The 12510-nt window shown below is 39.6% G+C and carries 6 protein-coding genes; 4 read left to right on the plus strand and 2 right to left on the minus strand.

The window, feature by feature from the left end; genetic code table 11:
* Positions 1-95 precede the first annotated feature (95 nt).
* The gene (locus FHG64_RS04190; protein WP_218937555.1) at positions 96-1652 is read right to left on the minus strand and encodes a thrombospondin type 3 repeat-containing protein; all 1557 of its coding nucleotides are present in this window, start codon (positions 1650-1652) and stop codon (positions 96-98) included.
* Between the two features lie 213 nt (positions 1653-1865).
* The gene (locus tag FHG64_RS04195; RefSeq protein ID WP_139065243.1) at positions 1866-2882 is read right to left on the minus strand and encodes a response regulator transcription factor; all 1017 of its coding nucleotides are present in this window, start codon (positions 2880-2882) and stop codon (positions 1866-1868) included.
* A 415-nt stretch (positions 2883-3297) separates the two neighbouring features.
* Between FHG64_RS04195 and uvrA the strand changes: the two genes are divergently transcribed.
* From uvrA to FHG64_RS04215, 4 genes are all read left to right on the plus strand, one after another.
* Positions 3298-6150 (plus strand): excinuclease ABC subunit UvrA, encoded by a 2853-nt coding sequence (gene uvrA, locus FHG64_RS04200; RefSeq protein WP_139065244.1) that lies wholly within the window; start codon positions 3298-3300, stop codon positions 6148-6150.
* Positions 6150-6839, plus strand: coding sequence for an LOG family protein (locus FHG64_RS04205; protein ID WP_139065245.1), 690 nt, complete (start codon positions 6150-6152; stop codon positions 6837-6839). Before uvrA ends, FHG64_RS04205 begins: the two co-directional genes overlap by 1 nt.
* Before the next feature lie 86 nt (positions 6840-6925).
* Positions 6926-9745: a gluzincin family metallopeptidase gene (locus tag FHG64_RS04210; RefSeq protein ID WP_246054284.1), complete on the plus strand. Its 2820-nt coding sequence runs from the start codon at positions 6926-6928 to the stop codon at positions 9743-9745.
* Between the two features lie 216 nt (positions 9746-9961).
* Positions 9962-12373, plus strand: a complete 2412-nt coding sequence (locus FHG64_RS04215; RefSeq protein WP_139065246.1) for an alpha-ketoacid dehydrogenase subunit alpha/beta — start codon at positions 9962-9964, stop codon at positions 12371-12373.
* Positions 12374-12510 lie beyond the last annotated feature (137 nt).

Raw genomic sequence — 12510 nt, forward strand, 5'->3', positions numbered from 1 at the left:
AAATTTTTCACCACCCAAATTTTAATTTTTTATTTAATTGGAATTTTAAATTAAAGCCACCCGGGGCCGGGGCCCCGGACAGCATTAATGTTTATTTATTCGCAAGTAACTGCGTGAACTATCAATCTAAAAGTTCCATCGCCTGAATACGGATAGCTATGAACATTTAGTGAGGTAGTCGCGTTATAATTATTTCCTAGTTGACCAGGAGCCCGTTTTGCTGGCCAGTTACCTTCTCCAAAGAAAATATGAGATTCAATTACAGATACTCCTGCATCAAGAACAAGCTGAACCTGTACATTATCATCGGTCAATGTTACTCTTACAACTCCGTCTTGTCTGGCCACTGCAGTATTATTCTGTCCGGCACCAGCCCAAAGTGGGAATTCATACACTCCTTCAGAAGTCATATAAGTATCAAACCAGCTATCACTTCCATCAAAGTCTAACCCCCAACCCCAGTTGTTACCAGGATATTGAAGAGAATTAAGTTCCACATCCCCAAACATATAGGAAGTTTCACAATCGTCACCAGGCTGGTCTGCACAAGCTGCTGGATCTTGATTTGGGTTTGCAATGTTTGGACAGTTGTCACAAGCATCACCTACACCGTCACCATCTGCATCTTCCTGACCTGGGTTAGGAACATTTGGACAGTTGTCATCATCATTCGGTACTCCATCATTATCATCATCAGGAGGAGTTGTTCCGTTATCCTCACATCCAAATCTTAAATGCTCATAATCAACATTATCATCACCATCGAAGTTATCCAGGATGTCTTGCTTACTAAGTGTTCCACTAATTACAGTTCCTGCTGGTACACTACCATAGTTTGCTGGCCAGTCTAACAATGTTACTTCATAGTATAAGTAATCCTCATTAAGGTCATCATTATCTGGTAAAGCGAAACAAGTTGGAGTTGCATAATAGTCACCATTGTCATATTGACCAGTGTTTGCTTCAACACCTGTATATAAAGGAGTTCCTGCAGAGCTGGTTCCTGCCCAGATGCTTACGCTATAGTTGGCAGTATAGTGTCTTCCATTTGGAGGACAGTAGTTAGCAAAGAAACAGAACTCAAGAGCAACATTGGTATCAAGTTCAAAGAACAGGTATCCATATTCATTTACGTCACGGTCATCAAAACAAAGAACAGGTACGTCTACATATTTCTTAACGCCTGCTCTTAGATCAATAGCCAATGGTAATGGATTTGTTACAAATTCTCCTAATGCACTTCCGGTTCTTGGAGAAAGCCAGATTAGGTCTCCATCTGCATTATAAACAGAGAAATGATCCAGTGTATAATTTCCGGGATCAAGTTCTAAAGCTTCGTCTTCCTCTGTAAACAGTTGTCCTGCTACCAGGTCTACTCTATAAGGATCGGCTGAAGTACCTACTACTTCATCATCACCCAACATAAGAACGATCTCCACATAAGAAGGAGTATCATCTGTACATTCAGGAAGATCTGCTATTGCTTGTTTTGTAGCTGCTCGATTGGCTACCAGGTCATTTACCAGTGCCCCAAAGGACAACGTGGCTTTTTCAGAATTGAGGTCGGCTCCACCGACTTCCTCTTTACTACAGGAAGTAAAGATCATTGCGAATACCGCGAGGCAGGCAATGGAAAGTTTAAAGTTTTTCATAGTGAAAATAGTTTTAGTTAATAATACTTAGAATGGTTAATAAATTATATATGTAAATACCATCAAAGGATGACTTACCTGGTTTTAATAAATTAGTGGGGTTTTGACAATAAGAAGCAGAGTGGGGGTGACTTTCTTATTTAGTGTAAATTTAAAGGTGATCCTGCTGTAAACCTATGGGGGAAATCCCCTATAAAATTGGTTAACCTTATGTTAAGCGACACGTAAGTCTATCATATTGTGGCTAATAGCATAAATAATGCTTTCCAGGATCGTCTCAGAATTTGTTCTTTTTATAATATTTGCTCTATGTTTTTCAATTGTTTTAGGTGAAATAAATAATGTCTCAGAAATTTCCTTAGTCTTATATCCTTTGCATAAAAGTTGAATGATCTCCTTTTCTCTTTTAGTGAAACTAAATTTGGTCATCTGGCTGTTCTCCTCAAAACATTCCTCAACCAAAGCCGAATTTGATCCAATAGATTCAGTCACTAAATCCTCCTCCTTGCTAAAATGTATCATCATTATATATTGACCGTTGATCATCTTGTCAAGTTTAGAAAAACTGATCTTGGCATTCCTTACTTTATTATTTTTTAGCCTGAGAGCAGTTTTCGTCACAGCTTTCATATGTTTCCCTCTGGCAAAATTCCTTAAGCTCTCCCTTACTTTTGCTTTGTTCTCACACTTCACAAAATCTGTAAGCCTAATACCATCTGCCTTATCAATTTTAAAGGTTTGCTTAAAGGAATCATTCATTGAAATGATGGATTCCTGTTGTAACAGGACAACAGGATTTGATAAAAGATTAAAGAGCCCTAAAAAAGAATCCTTCCAATAATTAGTAAGGGAAGAATTGGAATATACCCTTTGCATAATCTTACCACATAAATTTCCGGCAGATGTGGAAGTGTAGTAAATCTCATCTATTTCATCTTTATAATCCTTTTCGATCTTGCCTCTGCATTCTTCGTTGGCATACAACATCAACCAGCACTTATTTAAAAAGTGCGTACTCTTGAAATTGGAGATATTCTTTAAGCTTTTAGGATCTATAGATGTATGATCTATTAAAATGATATCCGGTAAGAGGTTAAGAGCTGTATGAAAGCCGGAATGCATGGAAGTGACCACGTTAATTTGAAAATGAAGAGATAATCCCTCTTTAATGTCTGCAATAAATTCTGTGCTGTTACTAATGAGTAATAATTGTTTTTTTTCCGTATTCATCCCTCGAAACATTTAATTTCTTTAATTAATAATGTCTGTAGGCCAATAATTGAGTTTGGGACAAATCAATTATCTGCATTGCAAAAAACTTTACAATTCTTCTTGGGGGGGTGTAAAAATTTAGTTTGTTTTCAAATAGAAAACACAAAAGGGGTAGGGAATGAATTCTTGGTCCGGTGGGTGGACACGAAAAATCCAGGGGGGATTTTGTGAGAGTAAAGATAAGAATTTCCTGTGTTAGCCAAAATCGTCAACAAAGATTTAAGAACAAATTATTGAATCCTACTAATCTTTTGTTAAGGGCTACAGGAGCCGCTTCCCTGTTTCTTAAAATTTAATAACATTTAAATACCACGAAGTCTCTTTCTTTTTAGTTAGCAACAGTTTAAGTACCTTTGCCCACTTGAATTTTAATATGGCTAGAGAGGAAGAAAACATAGAAGTACTGGGGGCGAGAGTTCATAATTTAAAGAACATTGATGTCACGATTCCCAGGGAAAAATTGGTTGTTATTACAGGCTTATCTGGCTCGGGAAAATCATCCCTGGCCTTTGACACTATTTATGCTGAGGGTCAAAGACGCTACATAGAAACCTTTTCAGCTTACGCCAGGCAGTTCCTGGGAGGACTTGAAAGGCCAGATGTTGATAAGATAGAAGGCCTTTCCCCGGTTATTGCGATAGAACAAAAGACTACCAGTAAAAATCCGCGTAGTACGGTTGGTACTATTACAGAGATATACGATTTTTTGCGGCTGCTGTACGCGCGCACGGCTGATGCTTATAGTTATAACACCGGGGAAAAGATGGTAAGTTATAACGATGAGCAAATAAGCGACCTTATTGTTGAAAATTTTACTGATAAGCGCATCAATATTCTTGCGCCAATCGTTAGGTCCAGGAAAGGACACTACCGGGAACTTTTTGAACAAATATCCAAGCAGGGTTTTTTAAAGGTGAGAGTAGATGGAGAGGTACGGGACCTTGTAAAGGGAATGAAGCTGGACCGCTATAAGGTCCATGATATTGAGATCGTGGTGGATCGCTTAAAAATAGATGCTGCAGCCAATGGACAAAAAAGGCTTAATGACAGTATAAAAACAGCTATGTATCATGGCGATGATGTGTTAATGGTACTGGAGCAGGATACGGGAGATGTAAGGTATTTCAGCCGGAATCTTATGTGCCCTACTACAGGTATCTCCTACCCTAACCCTGAACCTAATAACTTTTCTTTTAATTCCCCAAAAGGTGCCTGTCCTACCTGTAATGGAATTGGAGCACTTCACCAGGTGAATCCAGATAAGTTGATCCCAGATACTTCCAAATCCATAAAAAGCGGAGCCCTTGCACCCCATGGACCCCAAAAGAAGAATTGGGTATTCTCCCAGCTGGAACTTATTGCTGAAAGATTTGATTTTAAATTAAGTGATCCTGTAAAGAATATCCCGGCCGCCGCCATGGAAATGATCCTCTATGGTGGGAAGGAAAAATTCTCAAAAGAGTCAAGAACCCTGGGGATAACCCGGGAGTTTAAAATTGATTTTGAAGGCGTGGCTACTTTTATTGAAACCACCTATAATAATAATGACTCTGCATCTCTGAGAAGATGGGCCAAGGAATATATGGACAAGGTCGTTTGTCCTACTTGTGAAGGCAGCCGGCTCAAGAAAGAGGCACTATTCTTTAAGCTGAATGGAGAGAACATTGCTGAACTTGCAAACAGGGATATTACAGACCTTGCGTCCTGGTTTGAAGATCTTGACCAACATCTTTCAGAAAAACAATTACAGATAGCTGAAGAGGTTATAAAAGAGATCAAATCACGCCTGCAGTTCCTGGTAGATGTGGGGCTCACCTATCTTTCCCTTAACCGAAGCTCCAAATCCCTATCGGGAGGAGAAGCCCAGCGAATAAGACTGGCTACCCAAATAGGCTCTCAACTGGTGGGGGTATTATATATCCTGGACGAACCAAGCATAGGATTACACCAACGAGATAATGACAAGCTCATTAACTCCCTTATTGCTCTTAGAGACCTGGGGAATTCTGTTATCGTGGTAGAACATGATAAGGATATGATCGAGCGGGCAGATCATGTGATCGATATAGGCCCGCAGGCAGGAAAACATGGTGGGGAAATAATAAGCCAGGGAACACCAGAGCAAATAAAACAACATAATACCATTACCGCCTCTTATCTTAACGGAACAAAGGAGATCGAAGTTCCTTCCAAAAGAAGAAAAGGCAATGGCAAGAATATAACACTTAAAGGCGCAACCGGCAACAACCTTAAAAATGTTACGGTTAAGATCCCGCTCGGGAAAATGATCGCGGTAACAGGAGTTTCAGGAAGTGGGAAATCTACTCTTATAAATGAAACCCTCTACCCTATTATGAATGCTCATTACTTTAATGGGGTAAAAGAACCCTTACCTTATAAAAAAATCACCGGGCTTGAACATATAGATAAGGTAATCGATATTAATCAAACTCCAATTGGAAGAACCCCACGTTCAAATCCCGCCACCTATACCGGAGTTTTTTCTGAAATAAGGAACCTGTTTGCCAAAACCCCTGAAGCTTTGATACGAGGTTATAAACCGGGAAGATTCAGCTTTAACGTTAAAGGAGGCAGATGTGAAACCTGTAAAGGAGGAGGTTTAAGGGTTATTGAAATGAATTTTTTACCAGATGTGTATGTAGAGTGCGAAACCTGCCAGGGAAAACGTTTCAACCGGGAAACCCTTGAGATAAGGTATAAAGGAAAATCTATTGCAGATGTTCTGGAGATGACCATTAATGAGGCGACAGATTTTTTTGAACTTATTCCAAAAATTTACCGTAAGTTGAAAACCATACAGGATGTAGGACTGGGATATGTTACCCTGGGGCAGCAAAGTACCACCCTCTCTGGAGGAGAAGCGCAGCGTATCAAACTGGCATCAGAGCTTTCAAAGCGCGACACCGGCAATACTTTTTATATACTTGATGAACCTACCACAGGATTACACTTTGAAGACGTAAGGGTTTTGATGGAGGTTCTAAACAAGTTGGTTAAAAAAGGGAATACTGTTCTTATCATTGAACATAACCTCGATGTGATCAAAATAGCCGACTATATAATTGATATTGGATATGAAGGCGGAAAAAATGGCGGAGAGGTTGTAGTGTGCGGTACACCCGAGGAAGTGGCAAAGCATAAAAAAAGTTATACCGCGGCATATTTAAAAAGAGAATTAAAATCTAAAAAAGTAGAAAATATATAATGAGAGCTAAACAAGGAAATAAGGCCTGGAATGAGATCAAAACCAACGATTCATGGGCAATTTTCAAGATCATGGGGGAATTTGTAAAAGGATATGAAAAGCTAAGCCAGATTGGCCCCTGTGTATCAGTATTCGGGTCTGCCAGAACAAAACCCGATAACAAGTATTATAAATTAACTGAAAGAATAGCCCAAAAGATCGTAGATCACGGGTATGGTGTTATTACCGGTGGTGGCCCCGGTATAATGGAAGCAGGTAATAAAGGGGCACACCTTGGTGGAGGAACCTCTGTAGGACTTAATATTGACCTTCCCTTTGAGCAACACGACAACCCTTATATCGACCGTGATAAAAGTCTGGATTTTGATTATTTCTTTGTTAGAAAAGTTATGTTCGTAAAATATTCCCAGGGTTTTGTTGTTATGCCGGGAGGATTTGGAACCCTGGATGAGCTATTTGAAGCTATCACCCTCATACAAACCAATAAGATCGACAAGTTCCCTATTATCCTGGTAGGGAGTGACTTTTGGGGCGGACTCATTGACTGGGTAAGAGCCACCCTCCTGGATTCCTTTCAAAATATAAGTGACGGGGATATAGACCTGCTTCACGTTGTGGACACAGAAGATGAAGTAATAGATATCCTGGACAGGTTCTATGATGAATACAACTTAAGTCCTAATTTTTAATTAAATAATTATTCTTATACATCTTTTCGCAGTTTCTTTGATACTGTAATTTTGGTCTTATTGTAATTATAAACAGGGAATTCCATTTGAATAAGAAATTTATCCTTTTAATTATGCTCATTAACCTTGGTATGGTATCCAGGGTCAATGGGCAAATAGATATGGATATAATCGCTGTATTGAATGATTCTACAAGGATCTTCAACATACAGCAGGAAATCCTTTATGAAAATACAAGTGACCAGGCCCTAAATGAGATCTATTTAAATGACTGGGCGAACAGCTTTAAAGACAAGTCTACCCCGCTGGCTAAACGCTTCGCAGAGGATTATCTCAGGAGATTCCATTTTGCCAGGGAAGATGAGCGGGGTTCTACGAAAATATATAGTATCACCAATGAATATATCCAACCGTTTACCTGGGAAAGGCCAGATGGGGCACCAGATATCATAAAGGTCAATCTCGAAAAACCACTATATCCGGGGGAAAAGGTAGAAATTAACCTCTTATACAGTGTAAAGATACCTTCAGAAAAATTTACAAGATTCGGCTTTGATGACCAGGGCAATTTTAAACTTAAATACTGGTATATCACCCCGGCTGTTTTTGATAAAGAATGGAAGCTCTACAGTGACAGGAATATTGGCGACCAATACACGCCTCCAGCAAACATTAAAATAAGGCTTTCTACCAAACCCTATCTCTACGTTGCATCATCTCTTAATATTGAAAAGGTAGTCACAGAGAATATTTACAAAACCACCTTCCTATCCGGAAAAAACAGGATCAACCCGCAGCTCTATCTTACCCGTTCATCGCGATTTGAATCTATGGAAGTTAATCAAACCGAGGTATTGACCAATCTTGAGGATGACGGGCTCATGATGGGAATGAAAGGGATTATTTTAAACCGGATCCTAAAATTTCTCGAATTAAGATTAGGCCCCTACCCTCATAAGGCAATGTTGGTAACAAAAGAAGATTATCTCAATAACCCGGTTTACGGTTTAAATCAGTTACCGCAATTTATAAGGCCATTCCCAGATGGTTTTCAGTATGACATTAAACAGTTCAAGGCGGTAACAGATCACTATTTGAAAAACACCCTTTTTCTCAATCCCCGGGAGGAACAATGGGTATATGACGCTATCCACATATCCTTAATGATGGATTATGTAGACCTTCATTATCCCGATATGAAACTTTTAGGATCCTTTAGTGAATTTATAGGAATTAGATGGTTCCACGCCGCCGACCTTGAATTTAATGACCAGTATCCCCTACTGTATATGCACATGGCGAGGATGAACCTGGACCAGCCCCTCACCACAAGCCAGGATTCTCTTGTAAAATTCAATAAGAATATTGCAAATGCATATAAAGCCGGGACTGGGTTAAAATATGTAGAAGATTTTCTGGGAGACGACGCTGTTGAAGCATCTATACGGGAATTTTATCTGGAAAATTTGTTAGAACCCACTAATTCAAATGCTTTTAAAGAGAAACTTCAAAATAATGCAGGTAAGGATATTTCCTGGTTTTTTGATGATTATGTTGCAACCAGAGGCAAGATCGATTTTAAATTCAAAAGAGTAAAAAAAACCAGGGATTCCCTGGAGGTGACCATCAAAAATAAGAAGGATAATAATATGCCGGTTTCCTTATATGGTTTAAACGACGGGGAGATCGTGTATAAAACCTGGATTGAGAACACAGCAGAAAATCAACAGGTGACAATTCCAAGAGAGGGTATAGACAGGCTGGCCCTAAACCATGAAGGCGTGATACCTGAATTTAATCGCCGGGATAATTATAAGGGCATTAATACCCTGCTGAACAAACCCGTACAATTTAGATTACTTCAGGATATAGAAGATCCAAGATATTATCAGGTATTCTTTATGCCCGAAGTATCATTTAACTTATACGATGGTATCGCAATTGGGCCAAAGATTTACAATAAACCTTTCCTTACCAGAAATTTTGATTTTAGGATATCTCCAAAATTTGGTTTTGGAAGCCAAACAATCGTAGGTTCTGCTTCTATAAGCAACACTCATTATCTAGATGATGATAATTTGTTTGCCCTTAGATATGGAATAGGAGGCGTGCGTTTCTCTTATGGTTACAATTTGTTCTATGAAAAATTTACACCCTACCTGGGGTTCTTCTTCAGGAATAATTATCTAAGAGATAATGAAAGACAAAGCCTCATATTAAGAAATGTAAATGTACAAAGGGATTATGACCTCCTAAACCCGGTAGACCAACCCAACTATAATGTTTTTAATGTAAGCTACAATTACAGTGACACGAACCTGGTTGATTATATTGCGGGGGGAATTGATTATGAACTCGCCAAGAACTTTAGTAAACTGGCACTGGATGTAGAATACAGAAAACTGTTCAAGAATAACCGCCAAATAAACCTCAGGCTGTTTGCTGGAACGTTTCTCTATAATGACGAGACAGATAATGATTTCTTCAGTTTTGCCCTTGATCGTCCTACAGATTATCTTTTTGATTACAATTATTATGGTCGAAGTCAAAGCAGTGGACTTTTCAGCCAACAGATCATTATGGCTGAAGGTGGTTTCAAATCCCAACTGGAGCCGCAATATGCCAATCAATGGATGACCACATTCAATGCCAGTACAAATATCTGGAAATGGATCTTTGCTTATGGGGACATTGGCCTTGTAAAAAACCGTGGAGTAAATCCATCATTTGTGTATGACTCTGGTGTGAGGGTAAGTTTGGTGCAGGATTATTTTGAGGTCTTCCTCCCTGTATATTCTAACCTGGGTTGGGAAATCGCACAGGATAGATATGACCAAAAAATTAGGTTTATTGTCACTCTGGACTTGAACACCCTTCTAAAACTATTCACCCGGGAATGGTATTAAGGGTTTTTATTTTCTCATTCCTAAAATGCGATAATTATTATTAAACCTCGGCAACCCATTATTTAATTCGCAATTATTTGCAGATATACGATATCATTTTGAGGATTCTGCATTTTAATTTCTTTTTAAAAGATAAAAAGTATTTTTTACGTATAATTATTGAATTGTATTTAACCTTAGTTTTGATTACCTTTGTTATCATTCAAAAACGTTTTCATGCACAGCCAAACACAAGCAAAAGAATCATTATCATTTGAAGATTTTAAGAGTCAGGTTCTTGAAGATTATCGAATTGCAGTAACCAGCAGGGAATGCAGCCTGTTGGGTCGAAGAGAGGTTCTCACGGGAAAAGCTAAATTCGGTATTTTTGGAGATGGGAAAGAGGTGCCGCAGCTGGCAATGGCCAAGGTATTCAGGAACGGGGATTTTCGTTCTGGTTATTACCGGGACCAGACCTTTATGATGGCCATTGGTGAATTGACTATACAACAGTTCTTTGCGGGACTTTATGCCAATACCAACCTTGAAGACGAACCAATGAGTGCCGGTAGGCAAATGGGAGGACATTTTGCCACTCACAGCCTTAATGCAGATGGTAGCTGGAAAAACTTGATGCAACAAAAGAATTCCAGTGCAGATATTTCTCCTACCGCCGGCCAAATGCCCAGATTACTTGGCCTTGCACAGGCTTCAAAGATATATCGCAATGTTGATGGTATAGATGCTGAAGGTTTCTCCAATCAAGGAAATGAAGTTGCATGGGGAACTATTGGCAATGCCAGTACGAGTGAAGGACATTTTTGGGAAACCATTAATGCTGCCGGCGTTTTACAGGTGCCAATGGTAATGAGTGTTTGGGATGATGAATACGGCATCTCTGTTCATGCTAAATATCAAACGACAAAAGAGAATATTTCTGAAATACTTAAAGGTTTTCAGAAAGATGAAGATACCAATGGCTATGAGATCATTGTAGTAAATGGATGGGATTATGTGGCACTGGTGGAAGCTTATGAGAAAGCTTCAAAAATTGCCCGTAAATCTCACACCCCGGTTCTAATTCACGTAAAGGAACTTACCCAGCCACAGGGGCATTCCACCTCAGGCTCCCACGAAAGATATAAGAATGAAGAAAGATTAAGCTGGGAAAGGGAATATGACTGTAATTTAAAATTCAGGGAATGGATCCTTGAGAATGATTTTGCTAATACCGAAGAACTGGAAGAACTTGAAAACGGTATTAAAAAAGAAGTAAGGGACGGGAAAAAAGCTGCCTGGACTGCATATGCAGATCCTATGAAGAACAAGCAGAAGGAATTATTACCGCTGCTTCAAAATGCTGCAAAAGAGAGTTCCAATAAAGAAGCAATTCTGGCCTTTCACAAGGAAGTTTCTTCCCTTAAAGACCCTTTGAAAAAAGACCTTCTCGTAGCTGCAAGAAAATCTCTTAGATACCTTATAGGTAAAGAAAGTGAAGCTAAAGGTCAATTGGCAAACTGGATTGAAAATTACACGAAACAATCCCAGCCAGAATACAGCAGTAACCTTTACAGCGAGTCCCAGTGGAAGGCCGTAAATGTTGATGAGGTAAAACCTACCTATGATGAGGATGCTGCGGAAGTGGATGGAAGGATTGTCATGAGAGACAATTTTGATAAAATATTCAGCACAAAACCTGAAACCCTTATTTTCGGAGAAGATTCCGGTGAAATTGGTGATGTAAATCAGGGACTGGAAGGAATGCAGGAGAAATATGGCAAATTACGGGTAGCCGATGCAGGTATACGGGAAGCCACTATCCTTGGACAGGGGCTTGGAATGGCTATGCGAGGACTGCGACCCATTGCAGAGATACAGTACCTGGATTACGTACTTTATGCTCTTCAAATAATGAGTGATGACCTTGCCACCCTTCAATATAGAACTAAAGGAAGACAAAAAGCTCCTCTTATAGTAAGAACACGGGGGCACAGGCTGGAAGGTATTTGGCATAGTGGTTCGCCAATGGGTGCTCTTGTACATTTGTTAAGAGGCATGCATATCCTGGTACCAAGAAATATGACGAAGGCTGCCGGTTTTTACAATACCCTACTGGAAGCAGATGAACCGGCATTGATTGTAGAATGCCTTAATGGCTACAGGCTAAAAGAAAAACTCCCAAATAACTTTGGAGAATTCCGTACCCCGCTGGGTGTTGTGGAAACTATAAAAGAAGGAACAGATATTACCCTCGTATCCTACGGTTCTACCTTGAGACTGGTGGAAGAAGCTGCCGCAGAGCTGGAGGAAATAGGCATTAGTGCAGAGGTAATTGACATACAGTCCCTCCTGCCCTTTGACCTGAATAAGGATATCGTGAAGAGTGTGGCCAAAACTAACAGGCTTCTTGTAATAGATGAAGACGTGCCGGGAGGCGCTTCAGCATTTATCCTGCAACAGATCCTGGAAGAGCAGAATGCCTACATACATCTGGACAGTAAACCCCAAACTCTGGCTGCAAAACCGCACAGGCCGGCTTATGGAACAGATGGAGATTATTTCTCAAAACCTTCAGCTGAAGATATTTTCGAGAAGGTTTATGAAATTATGAATGAAGCAAATCCGCAGAAATATCAAAAACTGAGATAAAATTTTTATCTCCAACATAAAAAAAGCCGTGGGTTTACCTGCGGCTTTTTTCTGTTTAATATAATCTGAAGGTATTTTATTCTGAGGGGGGGGGGTGAATTAGGACTTGCCTTACAATCTTACTAAACTTTAATCTT

It is taken from the genome of Antarcticibacterium flavum (assembly GCF_006159205.1).
Lineage (GTDB): Bacteria > Bacteroidota > Bacteroidia > Flavobacteriales > Flavobacteriaceae > Gillisia > Gillisia flava.